Origin of the sequence: Enterobacter sp. A8 (assembly GCF_004296595.1) — a bacterium.
Taxonomy (GTDB): Bacteria; Pseudomonadota; Gammaproteobacteria; order Enterobacterales; family Enterobacteriaceae; genus Enterobacter; species Enterobacter cloacae.
In genome coordinates this window covers 671243-689657 of sequence record NZ_SCMF01000003.1, presented here as the reverse complement: position 1 = coordinate 689657, position 18415 = coordinate 671243, and the positions used below count along the sequence as shown (strand labels likewise).

Genomic DNA, 18415 nt, shown 5'->3' with positions numbered 1-18415 from the left:
ATTTCCGATCACCAGAGTCGACTGATGAAGTCCTTAAAGCCCTGCAGGCTTTTCTGAGCTTGTAATTTATCCCGCAGAGCCCGTAAAATTTTCCGGCTACAAGTGAGCATCACGCCATTAAACGTTATTTCTCTCATGCTCAATGAGCCATTCTTTTCGAGAAATCCCCCCTCCATAACCCGTCATCGCTCCATCTTTACCAATTATCCTGTGGCAAGGGATCACAATCGCAATTCGGTTTGCACCATTAGCAGCAGCGACGGCGCGCACAGCATTTGGCTTATTCATCCGTAGTGAGATGGCCTGATAGTGTGAGGTCTGTCCATAGGGAACTGACCGCAGCTCGCGCCAGACGGATTGTTGAAAATCACTCCCCGGGGCATCTACAGAGAGATCAAACTGTCGGCGCGTTCCGGCAAAATACTCGCTGACCTCTTTTACTGTCTGCCGGGTGTGGCTGTTTTCTCCGGTGACGATTCTGGCGTTAAATAAACGCTGAATATCGCGAAATTCTGTTTCTAACATCCGGCGATCGGTAAACTCCAGTAGACAAACTCCCCGCTCTGTCGCACAGACAAACATCGGCCCAAGCGTCGTGGTAAAACGGTGAATGACAATCGCCTGGGTTGCCTGAGTCGGCGCTGCACCAGTAAGTCGCTTATAGGTATAACCAAACCCGCTCAGGGATTCATAGCCGTTGTCCAGCGCAACGTCAGTCGCCGTTCGTCCGCTTTTGAGCTCCTGCATGGCAACGTTCACCCGCTGCATTCGCTGGAAAGCCTGAAAAGTGATGCCGTGATGTTGCAGAAACCAGCGCCTTACCCGCTCCGGACTGATTCCATGCTGGCGAAGCTCCGCGTCTGCAACACGGGATTTAATATCGCGCCTGACAAGCGCAAGCGCCTGTTCAACAAATAATGGCGCGCTGTGCGCATTCTCAGCGGGTCTGCAGACCTTACAGGGCCGAAAGCCGGCTGCAAGGGCAGATTTGGCATCTTTATAAAATTCGACATTTTCACGTTTGGGCTTTCGCGCCCGACATACCGAAATGCAGAATACGCCAGTGGTTTTGACGCCGACAAAAAACACGCCAGTATATTCTGAAGCACGTTCAAGTAATGCCTGATACCAGATATCACATAAATTCTTATCGGTTATTTTCATCACCAAAAAGTCCTTCAAACGTCTGACGAGATCGGATCGCATGCATGACATCAGTCAGCGTTGACTGCATAGCTGAATGCACAAAATTGCCCATGGAAATGCGGCTTACTCCGGCCAGCTTCAGCCTGTCGAACGACGGAAGGTCGGGCATACACATGACATTAAGAGGCAAAGCCGTTGCCTCTGCAATGAGGCTGATGTCTTTCTCTGACGTCAGACAGGGAACAAAAAGGCCGTCAGCACCTGCAGCTTTATAACTTTGACCCCGTAATATCGTCTCCTGCAACGCATCTACATGCCCGAGCAGGTAAGTGTCAGTCCGGATGTTCAGAAACAGGCTATGATTTTCGCTTCTCAGCGCATCGCTTACTGTCCTCAGGGTACAGGAAAAAGCAGAGGCATCGTCAAGCTGACGCACCCCGTTTATGACTCTGCTGTCTTCAAGGTTAACGCCTGCGACACCTGTCTGAGCAAGGCGCCTGAGATTGGCTGTTATCTCTTCGGCTGAATCACCATACCCTGCTTCCATGTCAACGCTCAATGGCAGCTTGCTGACAGCCTGGATACGGGTGACCATATAAAATAACGCATCAAATGGCATTCCCTGCCCGTCTTCATATCCCAGTGTGGACGCGATTGCTGCGCTGGACGTTCCCAATGCCTGATAACCTGCTTCTTGCGCTGCTACAGCACTGGCGGCATCCCAGACATTAGCGATAAGAAGTGGCTCATGCTGGTTGTGGAGTTCTGCAAAGTTCATATCCATATCCTCTCGATAGATTGAAAATGAATCTAAGCAGTCAGCAAGAACGTCACAACCGAAATTCAGACGACCATTTTTTTAGCAAACGTCGTCTGAACCCGGGGTGAACCAGACCGAAACCTTTCAAGGCCGGGTTCAGGCTTTCAGCATGGCAAGAACCGCCCATCGTGCCGCATCGTCTGCGATATTTTTCGGCAGCGCATCAGCCCGCAGAGTGATATAAGCGTCAATAGCCTTTCTGATGGCAATGCTGACGGAGTCACGATCGTGCGTTGCCAGCGTGGATGCAAGCAGGCCATCAGGATCAATGCCATGGAATTCAATGCGGCGAACCCCACGTTGCGGTAGATTTGCCCGACGGCACAGCATAGGTCCCAGCACTTGCTCGCGAAAGAATGACAGCATGCCAATCGCTTCAAAGAGTTCGCCCCTTCCCAGTTTCACCGCCGCATAATGAAGCCAGATCCATGCTCGGGACTCAAACCACTCCGACGTCATGTCAGGCCATTGAGCACTATATTTTGCCAGTTGTTGTTCCAGAGCCAGGTGATCGCGGGTAAATAACACTGCAGGCTCCTCAACGCGTTGAGTGAGCATCTCCAGTGTGACAAATTTCAGATCGACATGGAGGAGTTCAGGACCATAAAGGCATATAAGCAGACGAGGCTCTCCGACATGTTCGCCGGTGAAGGCATGCAGCAGATGCCCCAGTGTTCCGGCGAACTCAATACGCTGCGCCATGATCTCGTCATAGCAGAGAGGGTCTACCACAACGACAAAATCGAGATCGGAGTAAATATCGAACCCGCCATGAATAAGCGAGCCGCCAGCGAGAAGAGAGTGAATTCGCGAATCAGCCTGAAATTTAAGCTTGAGTTGCTCTGCAAAACTTCTGTGTAAATCGGGTAATGTACTTAGCATACTTTTTCCTGTTCACAAAAAAGACAAAGCATTACAGAGTATCGAGCTCTTTATATTAGGGCCAGATATTTTTTGCAGGAACAGTTTTGTCCCTGAGGAGTTTACTCGCTTAGCCATAAAGCAATCTCTTAGATATGAAGGGCATAGTTATGTTCTGACTGCCGGGCACGCAATGAGCTTTGTCTGACTGCAGGCACGATATCGTGATTCATCACTCCAGCGAGTGTTGAATCTGTTTTTGCTCAGACATAACTGTTATTGTTTAATATAATTTAAGCAGGAGCATTCAACGTTCAGGAGTGAAGGGTGATAGACGCGCAACAGGAAGCGAAACTTCGTTCATACGGGTTTACTGATAAAAACATTACGGCTTTGCGTGCCGTACTTGAAGATCCGAAACGTAAAGATCGGACTCTGCATTCACTTTTAGTTGAGCTAAAACGACGCTTCTACACGTCCTGGATCATTGTCATTGGTTTACTGTTTTTTGCTACCTATGCAACTATAACTAATGATTATGGTAATGGTTGGATTTATTTCGCAATAATTATCGTTTTATCCCTTTTTATATTGGGAATGGCACCGCTGTCTGTCTCATGGAAGGCGGTGAAATTTTTACGCAAGGAGGGGTAATCCTCCTTTCTGCCTAACGAACAAACTCTTGTTCATCGGTATTATACGTTTTTCCCATCGTATAAATTTTATGGGCTGATTTTCCAACTTCAATAGCCAGCGCTGGCCGTGTCATTGTTGAAACTTTGCGGTAAAAGTCCGTCGATAACCAGTCGTACAGCCGCCAACTTTCAGGCTTGAGCATGGGGCGAAATATTCCATACATTGATGTCACCATGTTCATCCCTTGCCAGGCTAACATGCCTGTCTTACGCTCAAACCCGAGAAACTCTGCAGCGCCCATATACGCATCCTGAGCAATATTCCCTGGATTTGGTACTCCCGTTAGCTTATCAATATTTTCCATTAGATTACTGGTTCCATGAAAGATCAGCGTTGCTCCTGCAATTACACCGAGGATATTCCCGGTGCTGGCTGAACCAACCGCCATCATTGCACCGCCCACAATCTGAATGCCGCCCAGAACAATTCCAACGCCGCTAATCACGTACCCGACGATTTTCCCATTATCTTCATAAAGATTTACGGCAGCGGCAAGATAAGCCTCCCCCGTGCGTAACATTCTGTCCTGAACTTTAAGGTTGTCGCGTTCGGCTTTTAAATTCGCGATACACTCTTTGCATACATCATCATTCCTGGCCTGGCGGATACCGTTACGCTGAACATTAATAAATGCCTTGATTTCATCAAGAAACCGGATACGGGTCATCCCATCTTTAAAATGTGCGCTGGCAACCTGCGTTGCTATGTTCCACAGAGAGTTTGCTTCTATCTGCGCCATGGCAGCATAGTAATTAATAGACCGGTTCGGGTTCAGATATATATCCATTTTTTCTTATCCATTTTGGTTTCAGCCTGACGTAACGCTGCTATTCACTTAACCATATTTTTATTACATTGTGAACTTTTACCGTAATCTGAGCGTATTTGTTTAGTCTAAATTTTAGTTCAGTCTCATCATACAGAGGCGGGTAATACGCCAACAGCTAACTGCATTGAAGTGCCTATATAGCCAATCAGGCCAATGGATGTAACTATCACATTCAGTGATAAGAGCGCGGAATGCATAAACCCTGAGAAATTAGTTGCACCTATAAATTGCCCCATGAAAAAAGGAAGATAAAAGATTAATGCTACGTCTTTAAACGCCAGGCTTTATAAGCTAATTTCAGTGGAGTCATCCAACAAAAGATACCAATAATAAACACTACAGCAACGCCTAATGAGATGATATTTTCCGGGGAAGCGAAGCACACCGCCTGGATGAACATAACGATAAGCATAACTGAAAGAATGAGAATTCCTTTGAAACGATTTGAAAGCGCAGGGAGCAAAAGTTCCAATGTTATATGTTGAGTAGCTGCATGGCATTTAAGCTGTTGCAACTCCTGTTTTGTGAAGCCCGATCTAAGCAATACATCTTCAGTTATCGTCACGCTAATCCCCCTCTTTATAATCAAAGCCAGTATACCGTGACCTGAGTAAAAAAAACGGCCAACTTGCCGGTAGTTTATGGTGTCCTCCTGCCTGTTTATTCCTGAATTACCCGGGCAGTTCACCCAGTTAAAGCAACAGATACCCCGCGTCAACAGGTGGCTAGCCCCACAACCCCCTGACCTGCTGCCCGGTAATTAATTCAGGAGGCTCTACAGCCAGGCAAATTTGTTTGCCAGTAAACCATCAAAAGCTTATGTTTTCTTCTTAGCAAATCCACAGTCACAGAACGCTTCCAGTCCAGACATGGAAACATACCCGAAATTAATGATGCAGCAGGTTCAATCACTCTCTCTGATATTAACCCGCGAAGCGAACGAGTTAACCCAGGCTCAGTGTGACGTCATGCTCAATGGCGAAAGCACGGGTATTCTCGTTCCCGGGCACATACTGGAAGCCGCGGTTCAGGTTAATGACCAGCGTTATATCCTGTTTCTGACAGACGACGTCATTTTCGAGGAATCGTTGACCATTGCCCTTATCGACGTGCATGACGGGCTTAAAGAAATTGTTCGTTTAGGTAATGAATACTCGACAGGAAGTTTTGCTGACCTCCAGATCACTGACGATAGCGTGAATTTCAGGTTTATTGGGGATTATATCTGGACAGTGGAAGTATCAGATTCACCTCGCTTGCGCCTCCCTTTTATTTCCGATCCGAAAGGTGTTAAACGGGAGTCAGACCTGAAAAAATACATAGCGATTTCTGCCACTCCCACGCCGGAAAACATAAGTTGAAGCCACTATTTAACAGAATACTCACCTTAACTGACGCAGAACTGCTCGCCCGCGTCCCCGTCTGGCACGCCTTATCAGAACTTTTTACCGGGCGCGAACTCCAGGAGTATGACTATCAATGGATGGCAGAGGTGCTGAAAAAATCCGGATTAAACCGGGAAGAGATCTTCAGAATTGTGGATGAGGAAGTCGCCCCTGCTCTACAGGCTAATCTGCTTTACAACCCGACGCCGGTGATGGACGGTTGGTCAGAGGAAGACATCAAACGGCTTGTGACAGCGTATTTGAACAGAAAGCCGACAATTATCGAGCGCATCATTCCGGCCCGGGTACTGTTAAAACAACGGCGCAAACACATCAGCAAGGAACTTAACAGGCTATCCGCTGAGCTTGATAACGGCTTGTCATAAGTTATAAAGCGAGATGATAACCAAAGAACGTTAATAGCACAGGCCTTCCCGCAAAAACAAAAGCCCGCACACCTCAGGCATGCGGGCTTTTTTATACCAGCAAGGTCACTCTTACTCGGCGACCACAAACCCCGGCAGATCGGCATCGAAGTAGTTGTGATACATATTCATCACTTCGGGATTACGGAAGCTGTAGGTTTTCAGCAGCCAGCGTTTTTCCGCTGAGTAGGGATCTCTCACCTGGATGATTTCCCGGTTGTGTAAAGAGTCCTGATTGGCGAAGGAGAACAGGTCGCCTTTGTTAATTGCAACGCGGCCTTTTGCCGCTTTGGTGATGGCCACCTTAAGGTCAATTAATGCTTTGATCGCCTCTGCTGGCGCATCCGGAGAATACGTTGTGCGTGTGTCGTAGTAACGGAAAGTATGAATATTCTCCAGGATCGGATGCAGCTCAGAATCAATCTGGCTGGCGTTCGAGTCGCGAGAGTATTCATCAAAAGGGGTAATAAAAAGTGGCTTGCGTAACCACTCCTGGGATTCAGCTTTCAAATTATCCAGAATCGCTTTACCGTCCAGGTAGCCGGTAAAAATCAGGTTTTCTTCGCTGCAACGCATGCCTAATAAGCTGAGAAAATCAGCGCGTACCGGGTGAGCGGTGCGATCGTTGTGGTAATAAAGTTCGCCGTCCGTTTTTTGCGTTTGAGTGTTGCTGTATTTTTTGTCGGCATAAACATCATGGAAAAAATCACCGTTGTTGCGCGTACGGTAGGCCAGTAACGGGGAGTCGGTGAGCTGAGCGAACAGCTCCAGCAGAGCCTCTCCTACAAAGGTGAGCTTTTTGGCGTACTTATCGTTAACGGGATTGGACTGATCAAATTCAGGGATGATGGTGTCGAGTGGTACGTTTTTTAATAAATGCGCGTTAATGCCTTGATCCTTGCGCTCTTGCCTGACGCGCTCGCAGGCCTGAACAAAAAAAGTGGGCACCAGACCATTTTCGATGAGTTCGGTGATGGACTGCTTGAAGAGTTTGTAGTCTGTATAAGGGCTGATGGTGACACGGCTGATAAGTTTTGATAGCTCATCTTTTTGAAGATCGTTAAACTCTAGCTGGGTGATCATAGTTTGATTGCCTTATGTACGCTCAAAACAGACGCTGCACCCTGAGAAAGTAAGGCGTCTTGTTTTGAGTCTTATGGTTGTATTGGATTAAATCTTTCCTGTTTGCCTTGCGTAAGCGAACAAGCCACCGGCGGCGACAATGTTCGCAAGTTCCCCTACCGGAGCGGTTTTCAGAATCCCATCAGCAGTACCAATCTGATGAGCGTCTAAATCGATTTCAATAGTATCCCCCGTTTTCAGCGCACGGATATCACAGCCTTCATTCAGCGTGACGGGCATGATTTGCCCCGTGGATACACAGTTACGGAAAAATATGCGGGCGAACGACTGGGCGACGACGGCCTTCACGCCGGATGCCCCCAGAGCCACCACCGCATGCTCGCGCGATGAGCCACAGCCGAAATTTTTCCCGGCCACAATAAAGTCATAACCGGCTCGCTGCGTCTGCGGGTTAATAAACGGCAGCGCCCCTTCCGGCAGTCCGCACATGGCGAGCGTTGCCAGCTCTTCACGCCCCTCGGCAGAGGCCGGGTTAATTTTCAAATATTCAGCCGTTAATATCTGGTCGGTATCGATATTGTCGCCTAACACATAAACTGTACCGCGCATTACGTTATTAATAGTCATTAGTTAAGTACCGTTCTGGATTAGTAATAAAACCGGTCACTGCCGCAGCAGCCACTGCATAAGGAGAGGCCAGATAAATCATCGCGCCTTTATTTCCCATCCGCCCCACAAAGTTACGGTTGGTGGTGGAGATCACGCTTATCGGATCCCTGACTCTCCCAAAGGTGTCCGCTGGCCCGCCACAGCAAGCCGCGCAGCCGGGTTCAGAAGATAATTGAACGCCAGCCCGGGTCAGGATTTCATACACGGATCGGCCCTTCACCTGGGTGGTGATCAGATTATGAAAAACCTCTTTGGTCGCGGGAACGGCGTAGGTTGGGATGGCCACCTTGCGCTGCCACAGTATTTCCGCGGCAGCGATAAAATCATCCGTTTTACCGCCCGTGCAGGAGCCAATATAGGCTTGCGAAATGGCAATATTTTCCAGGTTTGTCACTGCCACCACATTATCCGGGGAGTGTGGCCGCGCAATCACGCTGGTTAATGCCGAGACGTCAATATTAATCGTGCGGACGTAATGCGCGTTTTCATCAGGCACCACCACGGAATACGGGACGGTGGTTCTGGTCGCCAGGTAATCCAGCGTGGCCTGGTTTGGCACCATAATGCCGTTTTTAGCCCCGCACTCCACAACCATATTGCACATCGTCATTCGCTCTTCGACCGATAATTCATCGATGACGTTGCCGGTAAATTCGATGGCATTATAGGTCGCCCCTTCCACGCCCAGCTCTTTCATTAACACCAGAATTAAATCTTTCGCCTGAACGCTTTTCGCTTTTTTACCGTAGTAATTCACTTTTATGGTGGCGGGAACCATCAACGGGATCTCCCCCGTACCCAGCGCATACGCCCCGTCGGTGATCCCCACGCCAATGGCGAAGGTGCCAAAGGCCCCGGCGGTCACAGTGTGAGAATCGGTCCCCAACAACACCTCTCCCGGGCGGGTGTGTCCCCCTTCCGCCAGGCCTATATGACACACGCCTTTATAGTCCGGGGTGCCCACATCATAAAAATGGGTAATATTTTGCGCTTTTGCGAATTCCCGCATTACCCGAATATTTTGATTCGCCTGTGGGTCGGCGGAATAAACAAAGTGGTCAGGGATCATAATAAAGCGATCCGGATTCCAGACTTTTGCCTCTTCACCAAATTCTTTTTTAAATACGCTGGCGACGCCAGGCGTGCAGGGATCGTGGGACATTAATACATCAACATTCACGAAAAGAACTTCACCCGGTGAAACATGCGATCTCTTGCTGGCTCTGGCGATTATTTTTTCGGTTAACGTCATCCCCGGCTTTATATTTACCGACGCATAGTCATCAGTTTCGTGAATATTCATTTTTCTCTCCTCTTTATCTGATGGGGAAATTACACCGTACAGAGGAGGGGCTTTCAACGGGAATCCGTTATTCGTCAGATTAGTTTCATTTTGCGTATGAATTGTTCCTCAGGTGGAACTGTGCTCCCCGCTGCGCAAATTCTTTAAGTAAAGCAGTGCAGATATGCATACCACCAGAATATAGATCAGGCAGAAGATCAGCATCAGCGTGGAAAAGTCCCGGCTCACCAGCAGCCACGCCCCAACGGCCAGTAAAAAAGCATTGGCCAGCCCGAAATCACGCTCCATGCGCCCGAATACGCGCATACGTTCATCCGGGGTATTGGCAGAGAGATCGAGATTAGCAAGCGTGACGGGCCGGATAGTCCCGGAGCCAAACCCCAGCAGCACCAACGCCAGCAGCCCGGAGACAAAATAGTCCATGCCTCTCGCTGCAAGCCATTCATTGCTGGCAAAAAGCCCCAGCGCCGCCGTCATAAAAAGGCTTGTCGTCGCCAGTAACGCCGTTACCCCAAACCGTGCGATAAACGGCCCGGCTATTTTGATCGCCCCCCAGGACGAGAGCGTAAAGCAGCTCAGCACGGCACCGAAAAGCAGCGGGTCGACATTCACCATAATAAAGTAGAACGGGATGAAGCCGATGAACGGCGCCAGCGTAAAAGCGCGTGAAATGGAATAGAACAGCATCCAGAAGAGCTGGTCCCCTCTGGGCGAAAAAGAGACCCGCTCAACAGGCCGGGCAGGTTCGGGCTCTGCCTCCTGCACGCGAATCAACGCCACGCATCCGGCGGAGATAACGCTCACCACAATGGCGGCGATAAACGGCCACTGGGGGTTATAGTCAAACAGAATACTCCCCAGCGACCCGGCGATCAGGGTGGCAATAAACATCCCGCTTTGCGACGTGGTCTGGATCTGCATAAACCGGTGCTGGTCGCCTGCGGTGAGCTGGCGCAGCAGGGCCGCATCCGTGGTCAGCGCAATGGTAAATCCCGCGCCGCCAAGCAGCTGCGACACCACCAGCAGAGGGAGGCTGACCTCACTTTGCCGGGTGCTCCAGAGCATCAGCGCCATTCCCAGCGCCTTCATCAGTTCGCCTGCAATCACCGTCTGTCTGGGTGACAAGAAGCGCAGCAGCCAGCCGGGTATGCCGCTGCTGAAGGTGCTGGTCAATCCATACAGCGCCAGCAGGAAAATAATCCGGTACATCCCCATGTCTATTATCCAGAAATAGAGCAGCAAGACGGGAAGATGGAAATAGCAACGGGAAATAATACGGTAGGCCAGGAACAGGCCATGGTTGCCAGACCCGGGATGTAACCGGCGCGTCGTCATGACGCCAGCATCGCCATAATATCCATATCTCCCGCACGAAGGATTTTAATCTCCTTCTCCAGTAACGAGACGATGGTGCTGGAGACCGTTGTCACCGGACGCTGGGCTGCGGGCAGAATATAGCCCACACGGTCGCCAAACGTCTGGCGGGCGGCATCAATGTCGATCAGGCAGTCAGACTCCACGCCGGAAAGATTGGCAGAACTCATCCCCAGCGGGCGGCCAAACAGCGCAATCACCTCTCGCAACACGCTCTGATGATTGCACACCAGAGAGATGGAGTCCGGCTTCAGATAGGGGTTCTGCGGCACATTGTCCGATGCCGGAACCACCACATTCAGCGCGCCGGGCATGGCACCAATCAGTTTGTCGAGCGCAGCGCGGTGCTGGACCTTATCGACGGCGATGTAATCCCATGCCTGCGCCGGTTCCGCGACGAAAAGCGTCAGCGGTTTCTGTCGTTCGCGTTTTTTGAGATCGTAAATTTTCTGGCAGGCGTCAATGTTCCACGGGTCTGCCGCCAGGGCGTAATTCGTGTCCGTGGGGACCAGAACCACCTCGCCGCGCTTCAGGGCGGCGACCGTATTGTGTATATGCTGCATCTCTTTTCCTGTTTAAATGTTGACGGTTACGCTACGGCCCGCGAGGCAGAAACTGGCGGGATCCGGCACGTCTTTCCAGTCGATATCGATATGTGCAGTCAGCACTTTCACGGGCAACTGCCGGCGCGCGATTTCAGGCGGGGGCTGTACGTCCCTCTCCCCGACCGCCACGCGTCCACTCCCTGCGCGGAGGGTTCTTATCGTTCCTTTCCAGCGCGTGGTGGATGCGGTGGTCAGACGCACCGTTACCGCCATCCCCGGGCGCAGACTGCCGGCGTCAGCCTCATCAAAAAACGCCTCAACCCAGCGAGTACGGCAATCCAGAATGCGCACAATCGGGGTGCCGTTCTGAACGCTCGCACCACTCTCCTCCGTCACGTCCCAGATCACGCCGTCCGTGCTGCTGTTGAGCGCCGCCTGCTGACGGGAGTGAAGGAGCGCAGCGACTTCCTGAATGCTTTGCGTCGTCGCCTGTTTGCGGGCAATCAGCTGTAGCTTCTCCTGCTGCATATTCTCGATTGTGAGCGACATATCGCGCTGATTCTGCTGTGGCGCATCCAGCGTTCTTGGCCCTGTCAGCTGAAGACCGGATTTGGCGGCATTCACGTCCAGTAAACGCTGACGGAGCTCGGCCGCTTTCGCCTCCTGGCTGGCCTGCAACACCCGCGTGTTGTTCTTACGCTCTTCATACTCCATGCGGCTGATGAAACGCTGCTGGTAGAGATTTTCATAGCGCTGAAGCTGCTGTCGGGAGAAGGCGGTTTGCGCCGTAATCGCGCTCAGCTCCTCCTTCAGTTGCACAAACGTGGCAGCCGATTGTTTCTCACCTAACTGCTGCTGCATCCTGCTCTCGGCGAGGTACTGCTGCCGCTGCTGCTGATAAACCTGCAGTCGTTGATCGATCCCCGAAATTTGCTTGTCGAGTTCAGCAAGCTGGATCTCCAGCGCGCTGCGCTGGGCCACCAGGCCGGGGATCTGGTCGTTCGCCTGCGTGGTGACCACATTTCCCAGCGATTGCCGGGCCCGGACCGCCTGTCCCGGCGCGATGTTCTTCGCCAGCACCAGCTGTCCCGGCAGCGGGGAGAGCACCGTGGATATTCGGCCATTGATAAAGGCCTCCTTGCTGGAAACCCCCATTCCCGCAAAAAACAGCAGAACAATGGCCACCAGCACGCCACCCGCCACGCCCCATTTGAGCAGGCTATACCGGGCGAAAACCGCTCTGATTCGGTTAATCACGCACGCCTCATTAACGCTTATACAGCGTGACGACGCTGGCTTTCTCAAGGGTATGCATGTTGATGAGGAAACGTATCACCGCGTTTGGCAGATCCGGCGTCACGCCCAGGTCATCGCAGCTCAGGGCGTGCAGGGTGAAGATATAGCGGTGCGGAATATCCCCCTCTGGCGGGCAGCAACCGCCGTAGCCAGGCGCACCAAAATCGGAGCTGGCGTGTTTGATGTCGGGTGTGTTCGCCGGATTTCCCGCGCCTGCCGCAAGCCCGGTCAGGCTGGCAGGAATGTTATACGCCACCCAGTGCCAGAAACCGCTGCCCGTTGGCGCATCAGGATCGTACGCGGTTACGGCAAAACTTTTGGTTCCCTGCGGGACATTTTCCCAGGACAAGGCGGGCGAGACATTATCGCCATTCCCCCCAAAATTATGATATTCGTTCGCTTTGGAGAGAAAAGCGTAGTCACTTAAACCTGCAATAGATATTTTCATAGCGTTAACCTCTGTTTGAAAATCGGTATTTACCGGTGGGTTGTTCTATTGGTAACCGATTGAAAGCAAAACCGGTAACAGAATTAACCAACCCGGCATATTGCCCAGGAATAACGCGATATTGTTCCAACACTGAAACAATGCGGTGAAAATTTCTCTGCTGATTGCGAAGCCTCTTATTACACGACATCCTTTCCCTAAATTTATGACACCAGTGCGGTGCAGGGAGAATTGAATGATGAATAAGAAAGTCGCGTGGAATGGTCAGGTTCAGCCGGAAGCGATTAACGTATTATCGGCTGAAGGCGGAATGATTGTTTGCCCTACGAAAGTGGGTTATATCATTATGACCTCAGATAAAGAGGGGCTGGAGAGAAAATTCGAAGCCAAACAGCGAAACCGTAATAAACCCGGCGTGGTATTGTGCGGCAGTATGGAACAGCTGAAATCGCTGGCGGAGATGAACCCGGAAATCGAGGCATTTTATCAGGCCCACTGGGATGCAGACGTATTACTGGGCTGTATTTTACCGTGGCGAGAAGATGCCATCGCCAGATTACCCGATAACGGCCTCAAAGAGCTGATGATGGACGGCAGAAAAACCAGCTGCTTCGTGATTAAATTTGGCAAACCCGGCGAAATGATTGCTAAAGAGCTGTGGGAAAATCATCAGAAATTCTCTTTTGCCAGCTCGGCGAATCCGTCAGGAAAAGGCAACCGCGGCATGGTGGAATTCATTGGGGAACGCATCGAATCGCGTGCAGACTTAATTATTTGTGCCAACGAGTACGTTAAGTCTATTCAGCCTGATGAAACCCAGGAGAGTCGCTATGAACAAGGCGTGATGGTGTCCATGGTGGACAGCGAAGGGAAACTGGTCCCTGAACAGGGTAGTGCCAGAAAAGTGACCCCTTGTCCGGTATTAATTCGCAAAGGTCTCGACGTGAATAAAATTATTAATTTCATGTCCGCCCAGTTTAATACCTGGGACTATCGCCACGGCGATTACTATTAATTTTTGGGTTTAACCGCGTCACAGGGATATCGATAATCATGTCATTTATAGACAAGGCCATTACCGTATTGCGTAATAGCGGGATCATCCTGATCCCTACCGATACCCACTTTGCCCTGGCAGCCGATTCTTACAGCCCGGATGCCGTGGAAAAACTGACGCTGTTAAAAAGATCGCCCTGTACCAGAGAGATGACGTTTTGCTTCTGCGAACTGGCGGACATATGGGAATGGGTGGATGTCAGCCCGTGGCAAAGAAGCAAAATTGAAATGCTCAGCCGGGCCTGCTGGCCCGGCACCCTTAAAATCAGCCTGCGAAAGAAACAGCGCGCCGATTTTCTTCCCGGCGCAGGCGATATTCTCCCGGTCGTCTGCGTGAAAAACAGTCAGATGCGAACCATCATCAGCCGCTTAGGCAGGCCGCTGGTGGTGATCCCGGCAGGATATCCGCAGGATGAGGGCGATCTTGTCAGTTTTACGCTCGCCCGGGAAGACATGGGAGACTGTGTCGATCTGGTTGTCCCGTCCAACTGCAAAAACCCCAGCCGTACCGCCACCACGCATATCTCTTTGCTGGATGACAAAGTCTCGATCCTGCGTCATGGCGAGCTGGATATCAGTAGCCTGCTTTGACCTCGGCCCCGGCGATCAGCTGCTGAAGTTCGTCGCTAAAGCGTTTAATGCCTGAGGTCATCGTGTTTTTATTTTTGGACAGTAGCCACACTTTATATTCATCCATCTGCCAGCCGGGTAAAAGCCGGACCAGTTTCCCGGTGGCGAGACTTTCTCGCGCAATGTAATTGGGCAAGTAAGCAATGCCGAGGCCGGAAAGCGCCATGCTGATCAGCGCCACGCTGTTGTTGCTTCTGAAGCGGCTATGAACGTCGATATTGACCTTCTGTTTCTCTTTTCTGAACGGCAGCGAAACCGTACGCGCCACACCGCGAAACAGTATGTAGTTGTGGGCCGGGAGATCGCCCGGCGTCAGGACAGGACGCATCCGGGCGATACAGTCAGGGGTGGCATAAAGCCCCCACTGGATGGAGCATAAAAATTTGGTGTGCTCATGGGTTGGCGTGTCCTGCGCCACAATGATAGAGAGATCGTACTGGCTCTCTTTGATATCCACCGCTTTATCCGATAAATCGAGATCGACATTGGCCATAATATTTCGTTCTAAGTACGCATTTAATGCTGGCACAACATACTCTTTTCCGAACGTCACCGGGGCAAGTATTTTTATTGTCCCCGCTGGTTCCTCATAATAATCCCGTATAAAGCGTTCTGCGGCGCGCAGTTCATTCAATATTTTGAAGCAGTGCTGATAGTAGCTCAGCCCCAGCTCCGTAATCTCTATTTTCCGGGTGGTGCGCTTAAGCAGCATTGCACCAATACGTTTTTCCAGCGTTGAAATATCCCGGCTAACTGATGACTTCGACATTCCCAAAGAGAGTGCGGCCTCGGTGAAGCTCAGGGTTTCGACGACACGCGCGAAAACCACCATCGGAATTAAATTCTCGATTTTTTCCATTCTACAATCTGCACCAGGTCAGCAAACATCACCCGATAATTAGTGGCAAAAGTCCTTGCTATCGTCAAGTGAAAATTTTCCAGCATTGTCGTTCTGCCCCGGTTCGATAATAACTCCGCAGCGCCGCACGGCTATTTTTCACCGCGTAACAAGAATATATTTTCTTCGAAAAATGGGTTAACTCAGAGGGTGAATATCCACGCACTAAAAGAAAAATATCTGGTTTTTTATGCTTTATTTATTGCTTCTGAATACGAATTAAAAATTTAAATCCGCTGATTTCCCTCTAGCATAACGACTCAGGGTGAATGTTACGAGAGGGTTAACCGTGAGTGAATGCATAGTTTCAGGAACACAGTGGGGGGCACAAAACCCCATCCGCGAGGACGATCTTGCGGCAAGGATCGATGCCTTACCGGCTTCCGCCGGACTTTGGCGATTCATCGCCTTGCTGTCCCTTGGCGGTTTTTTTGAGCTTTACGATCTGTTTCAGACAGGCTACATCAGCGCCGGTCTCATTGCTGATGGCATCTTCCACACCGGCCAGCAGGGCGTGTTCGGTATGGCCGACCAGGCCGCGTTTGCGTCCGCAACTTTTCTGGGGCTTTTTATCGGTGCCAGCCTGCTCAGCCCCTATGCTGATCGCATTGGCCGACGCGCGACCTTTATGTATGCCCTGCTCTGGTACGGGCTGTTCTCCCTCGTCATGGCGTTTCAGCATCAGGCGGAATGGGTGATCTTTTTTCGTTTTATGGTAGGCATCGGCCTCGGCGTTGAACTGGTTACCATTGATACCTATCTGACAGAGTGGGTACCTGCTCACCTTCGCACCCGCGCCTTTGCTTTCGCCTTTTTCATTCAGTTTCTCTCGGTTCCTGCCGTCGCGCTGATGTCATGGTGGCTGGTACCGCAGATGTGGTTTGGCCTGAGCGGATGGCGGTTCGTGGTGATCGCTGGCGCGCTGGCGTCCATCATTATCTGGCTGGTACGCAAGGGGCTGCCGGAATCTCCGCGCTGGCTGCTGCAGCAAAAGCGCTTTCATGAGGTGAGAACCGTCATGCAGGAGATGGAGAAGCGCTGCGGCAGCGGCGAACAGGCTGATTTCCCTCTCCGCGCCGGGCAGCACAACGAACAGGTTTCACTCAAGGGCAGGTTTAAAGATATCTGGTCTCCGCGCTACCGTGGCCGGGTTGCGATGCTGGTGGTGATGAATATCTTTCAGGCGATTGGCTTTTTTGGCTTCGGAAACTGGCTGCCCGCCCTGCTGTCCGGCAGCGGGACATCCGTCACGCACAGTTTGTTATACGCCTTTTTCATCACGCTGGCCTATCCTCTTGGCGCGCTTATCTGCAGCCGCTATGCCGATCGAATGGAAAATAAATGGCAAATCGTGTTGTCCTGTCTGACCACGGTCATCTTTGGTTCGCTGTTTGCGTTTCAGAGCAACCCACTGCTGCTCATTGCCTGCGGCTTTTTTATTACCTGGTCCAATGCCTGGCTGACTTACAGCTACCACTCCTATCAGTCAGAGATTTTCCCCACCCGTATCCGGGCGCGAGCGGTCGGCTTTTGTTACTCCTTTAGCCGTTTATCCACCGTCTTCAGCAGTATAATTATCGGTCTGATACTGCAATATAGCGGCTCAACGGCGGTCATTGCCTTTATTGTGATCAGTATGCTGATTGTTATGCTCACCATTGGTATTTTTGGTCCCAACACGCGCGGTATCGACCTGGAAAATATTTAATCACGGTGACGAATAAAATGCCGTCTTACAACTTGTGAGCGGCATCCATGATTATTTTCGCTGCCCTGTAGATAATAACGTTGCCCCTAATAACATCGGGCGGGAGCATACCAGGAAAACACGGATGAAATTTGCGCAAACAAGGAGAGAGCGATGTACAGACCCTTCACCATAGTATTTTTTATTCTACTGACGCTGGCAGCACTGGCTGAGATTGGATATCTCACGTTCGGTTAGCCTTTCGCATGAAATAGCGCCGTCATGGCCTCCACCCTTTTACAGTTTTTTCCTAAAGCCGCTTCGCTTTCTCTGTGACATGCTGAATCACGCTCATAACCGATAACGTAAATGAGGATATTATGAAAAAAACAATTATCGCATTGTCTGCCATTCTGCTGGCTTCTCCAGTATTTGCTGCGACCACACATGCAACTGATGATACCGTCGCCGCGGCGAACGCTAACGCCAACGAAGCGAAGCAAAAACTGCACGAAGAGCAGAACAAAGGTGAAGAGCTGAAGCTGAAACAGAAACATGCTGCAGAAGGTAAAAGCGAAAGCTTTGGCAGCAAGGTCAGCGAAGACTCACAGAAAGTCTGGCACAAAACCAAAGAAGGCACCGAGAAGGGTTGGGACGCCACCAAAGAAGGTGCTGAGAAAGGCTGGAACAAAACCAAAGAAGGTGCCAGCGAGCTGGAAAAGAAAGTCACTGAGTAACCGTCACACAGATAAAAAGGCCGCCTGCGCGGCCTTTTTTATTGCTTCAAATAAAGTCAGGCGTATTTTACCCCTCACCATTCTATTAAATATCGCCCGCTAGCAGAAAATTTAACCCTGTAAAAGAATATTTTTAAAATGCGAATAAATATAATATATCTTACATCAAAAACATTACCCTATCTTAAATCGCAATTAAGCAACCATAAACAATCAATGCCAGAATACGATTAAAGTTATCACCTACCAATTATTTTCCCGCGGCAAAAACGCACAAAAAACCGACTCATCAAAAATGAATTAATCGCAAATAATCAATGGCTTACAAACTTTAAATTATAAACAAAATCTATAAAGCAATGCCCTCTTCACATCCTTGCGCCATGTTTACTAAAGCTTAATTTGCATATCCAGACTTTTCTGACTATATCATTTTCATACCGTCCCGGATTAATTCCTCTATTAAATACAAGGTTATATAAAAGACAAAATCACATTGTTGATAGTTTTTCTCAAATAAATAGATT

20 protein-coding genes are annotated in these 18415 nt (G+C 50.3%); 7 read left to right on the top strand and 13 right to left on the bottom strand.

The genetic code is table 11. The features are described from left to right. Positions 1 to 117 precede the first annotated feature (117 nt). The 3 genes from EQV24_RS15270 to EQV24_RS15260 all read right to left on the bottom strand — a co-directional run bounded on the left by EQV24_RS15270 (position 118) and on the right by EQV24_RS15260 (position 2848). Positions 118 to 1164, bottom strand: coding sequence for a methylated-DNA--[protein]-cysteine S-methyltransferase (locus tag EQV24_RS15270; RefSeq protein WP_130626785.1), 1047 nt, complete (start codon positions 1162 to 1164; stop codon positions 118 to 120). Beyond that, complete coding sequence (locus tag EQV24_RS15265) at positions 1148 to 1924, bottom strand: isocitrate lyase/phosphoenolpyruvate mutase family protein (protein WP_130626753.1); 777 nt, start codon at positions 1922 to 1924, stop codon at positions 1148 to 1150. The genes EQV24_RS15270 and EQV24_RS15265 overlap by 17 nt, the downstream gene beginning before the upstream one ends. 138 nt (positions 1925 to 2062) lie before the next feature. Beyond that, positions 2063 to 2848, bottom strand: coding sequence for a nucleotidyltransferase domain-containing protein (locus tag EQV24_RS15260; RefSeq protein WP_130626752.1), 786 nt, complete (start codon positions 2846 to 2848; stop codon positions 2063 to 2065). A 306-nt stretch (positions 2849 to 3154) separates the two neighbouring features. On the opposite strand from EQV24_RS15260, the gene EQV24_RS15255 reads away from it, so the two are divergent. Continuing rightward, on the top strand, positions 3155 to 3481 hold the full coding sequence (locus EQV24_RS15255) for a hypothetical protein (RefSeq protein WP_130626751.1): 327 nt from the start codon (positions 3155 to 3157) through the stop codon (positions 3479 to 3481). A 13-nt stretch (positions 3482 to 3494) separates the two neighbouring features. Here EQV24_RS15255 and EQV24_RS15250 read toward each other — a convergent pair whose 3' ends face one another. Continuing rightward, positions 3495 to 4310: a DUF4225 domain-containing protein gene (locus tag EQV24_RS15250; RefSeq protein ID WP_130626750.1), complete on the bottom strand. Its 816-nt coding sequence runs from the start codon at positions 4308 to 4310 to the stop codon at positions 3495 to 3497. A gap of 304 nt (positions 4311 to 4614) precedes the next feature. Beyond that, complete coding sequence (locus EQV24_RS15245; RefSeq protein WP_130626749.1) at positions 4615 to 4917, bottom strand: hypothetical protein; 303 nt, start codon at positions 4915 to 4917, stop codon at positions 4615 to 4617. 226 nt (positions 4918 to 5143) lie between these two features. On the opposite strand from EQV24_RS15245, the gene EQV24_RS15240 reads away from it, so the two are divergent. Together EQV24_RS15240 and EQV24_RS15235 are read left to right on the top strand one after the other, a co-directional pair. After that, positions 5144 to 5713 carry a hypothetical protein gene (locus tag EQV24_RS15240; protein WP_243649054.1) on the top strand — a complete coding sequence of 190 codons (570 nt, stop codon included), beginning with the start codon at positions 5144 to 5146 and terminating at the stop codon, positions 5711 to 5713. After that, the gene (locus EQV24_RS15235) at positions 5710 to 6123 is read left to right on the top strand and encodes a hypothetical protein (RefSeq protein WP_243649053.1); all 414 of its coding nucleotides are present in this window, start codon (positions 5710 to 5712) and stop codon (positions 6121 to 6123) included. Before EQV24_RS15240 ends, EQV24_RS15235 begins: the two co-directional genes overlap by 4 nt. Positions 6124 to 6234: 111 nt before the next feature. Here EQV24_RS15235 and EQV24_RS15230 read toward each other — a convergent pair whose 3' ends face one another. The 7 genes from EQV24_RS15230 to EQV24_RS15200 form a co-directional block, all read right to left on the bottom strand. After that, entirely contained in the window at positions 6235 to 7245 is a 1011-nt protein-coding gene (locus EQV24_RS15230) for a TauD/TfdA family dioxygenase (RefSeq protein ID WP_013098374.1), read from the bottom strand. An 87-nt stretch (positions 7246 to 7332) separates the two neighbouring features. Then, positions 7333 to 7872, bottom strand: a complete 540-nt coding sequence (locus EQV24_RS15225; protein WP_013098375.1) for a 3-isopropylmalate dehydratase small subunit — start codon at positions 7870 to 7872, stop codon at positions 7333 to 7335. Next, positions 7862 to 9217 carry an aconitase/3-isopropylmalate dehydratase large subunit family protein gene (locus EQV24_RS15220; RefSeq protein ID WP_130626748.1) on the bottom strand — a complete coding sequence of 452 codons (1356 nt, stop codon included), beginning with the start codon at positions 9215 to 9217 and terminating at the stop codon, positions 7862 to 7864. The genes EQV24_RS15225 and EQV24_RS15220 overlap by 11 nt, the downstream gene beginning before the upstream one ends. 108 nt (positions 9218 to 9325) lie before the next feature. Then, positions 9326 to 10552 (bottom strand): MFS transporter, encoded by a 1227-nt coding sequence (locus EQV24_RS15215; protein WP_130626747.1) that lies wholly within the window; start codon positions 10550 to 10552, stop codon positions 9326 to 9328. After that, the gene (locus tag EQV24_RS15210; protein WP_020690754.1) at positions 10549 to 11154 is read right to left on the bottom strand and encodes an L-threonylcarbamoyladenylate synthase; all 606 of its coding nucleotides are present in this window, start codon (positions 11152 to 11154) and stop codon (positions 10549 to 10551) included. Before EQV24_RS15210 ends, EQV24_RS15215 begins: the two co-directional genes overlap by 4 nt. Before the next feature lie 12 nt (positions 11155 to 11166). Then, on the bottom strand, positions 11167 to 12393 hold the full coding sequence (locus EQV24_RS15205) for an HlyD family secretion protein (protein ID WP_130626746.1): 1227 nt from the start codon (positions 12391 to 12393) through the stop codon (positions 11167 to 11169). A gap of 10 nt (positions 12394 to 12403) precedes the next feature. Beyond that, positions 12404 to 12880 (bottom strand): YbhB/YbcL family Raf kinase inhibitor-like protein, encoded by a 477-nt coding sequence (locus EQV24_RS15200; protein WP_130626745.1) that lies wholly within the window; start codon positions 12878 to 12880, stop codon positions 12404 to 12406. Positions 12881 to 13115: 235 nt separating this feature from the next. Here EQV24_RS15200 and EQV24_RS15195 point away from each other — a divergent pair, with 235 nt between their 5' ends. Both EQV24_RS15195 and EQV24_RS15190 read left to right on the top strand, forming a co-directional pair. Next, the gene (locus EQV24_RS15195; protein WP_023620864.1) at positions 13116 to 13895 is read left to right on the top strand and encodes a Sua5/YciO/YrdC/YwlC family protein; all 780 of its coding nucleotides are present in this window, start codon (positions 13116 to 13118) and stop codon (positions 13893 to 13895) included. Between the two features lie 38 nt (positions 13896 to 13933). Then, positions 13934 to 14527 carry a Sua5/YciO/YrdC/YwlC family protein gene (locus tag EQV24_RS15190; RefSeq protein WP_130626744.1) on the top strand — a complete coding sequence of 198 codons (594 nt, stop codon included), beginning with the start codon at positions 13934 to 13936 and terminating at the stop codon, positions 14525 to 14527. Here the strand turns inward: EQV24_RS15190 and EQV24_RS15185 are convergent. Further along, entirely contained in the window at positions 14511 to 15425 is a 915-nt protein-coding gene (locus EQV24_RS15185) for a LysR family transcriptional regulator (RefSeq protein WP_013098383.1), read from the bottom strand. The genes EQV24_RS15190 and EQV24_RS15185 overlap by 17 nt on opposite strands. A gap of 340 nt (positions 15426 to 15765) precedes the next feature. On the opposite strand from EQV24_RS15185, the gene EQV24_RS15180 reads away from it, so the two are divergent. Together EQV24_RS15180 and EQV24_RS15175 are read left to right on the top strand one after the other, a co-directional pair. Continuing rightward, positions 15766 to 17172 carry an MFS transporter gene (locus EQV24_RS15180; protein WP_077681899.1) on the top strand — a complete coding sequence of 469 codons (1407 nt, stop codon included), beginning with the start codon at positions 15766 to 15768 and terminating at the stop codon, positions 17170 to 17172. Positions 17173 to 17531: 359 nt separating this feature from the next. After that, the gene (locus EQV24_RS15175) at positions 17532 to 17888 is read left to right on the top strand and encodes a hypothetical protein (protein ID WP_013098385.1); all 357 of its coding nucleotides are present in this window, start codon (positions 17532 to 17534) and stop codon (positions 17886 to 17888) included. Positions 17889 to 18415: the final 527 nt, after the last annotated feature.

Bases quoted from the DNA above. Each gene is read 5' to 3' on its own strand.
- EQV24_RS15225 (WP_013098375.1), bottom strand. From the start codon at position 7,872: ATGACTATTAATAACGTAATGCGCGGTACAGTTTATGTGTTAGGCGAC.
- EQV24_RS15270 (WP_130626785.1), bottom strand. From the start codon at position 1,164: ATGAAAATAACCGATAAGAATTTATGTGATATCTGGTATCAGGCATTA.
- EQV24_RS15220 (WP_130626748.1), bottom strand. From the start codon at position 9,217: ATGAATATTCACGAAACTGATGACTATGCGTCGGTAAATATAAAGCCG.
- EQV24_RS15265 (WP_130626753.1), bottom strand. From the start codon at position 1,924: ATGAACTTTGCAGAACTCCACAACCAGCATGAGCCACTTCTTATCGCT.
- EQV24_RS15230 (WP_013098374.1), bottom strand. From the start codon at position 7,245: ATGATCACCCAGCTAGAGTTTAACGATCTTCAAAAAGATGAGCTATCA.
- EQV24_RS15200 (WP_130626745.1), bottom strand. From the start codon at position 12,880: ATGAAAATATCTATTGCAGGTTTAAGTGACTACGCTTTTCTCTCCAAA.
- EQV24_RS15260 (WP_130626752.1), bottom strand. From the start codon at position 2,848: ATGCTAAGTACATTACCCGATTTACACAGAAGTTTTGCAGAGCAACTC.
- EQV24_RS15210 (WP_020690754.1), bottom strand. From the start codon at position 11,154: ATGCAGCATATACACAATACGGTCGCCGCCCTGAAGCGCGGCGAGGTG.
- EQV24_RS15175 (WP_013098385.1), top strand. From the start codon at position 17,532: ATGAAAAAAACAATTATCGCATTGTCTGCCATTCTGCTGGCTTCTCCA.
- EQV24_RS15250 (WP_130626750.1), bottom strand. From the start codon at position 4,310: ATGGATATATATCTGAACCCGAACCGGTCTATTAATTACTATGCTGCC.
- EQV24_RS15185 (WP_013098383.1), bottom strand. From the start codon at position 15,425: ATGGAAAAAATCGAGAATTTAATTCCGATGGTGGTTTTCGCGCGTGTC.
- EQV24_RS15215 (WP_130626747.1), bottom strand. From the start codon at position 10,552: ATGACGACGCGCCGGTTACATCCCGGGTCTGGCAACCATGGCCTGTTC.
- EQV24_RS15190 (WP_130626744.1), top strand. From the start codon at position 13,934: ATGTCATTTATAGACAAGGCCATTACCGTATTGCGTAATAGCGGGATC.
- EQV24_RS15195 (WP_023620864.1), top strand. From the start codon at position 13,116: ATGATGAATAAGAAAGTCGCGTGGAATGGTCAGGTTCAGCCGGAAGCG.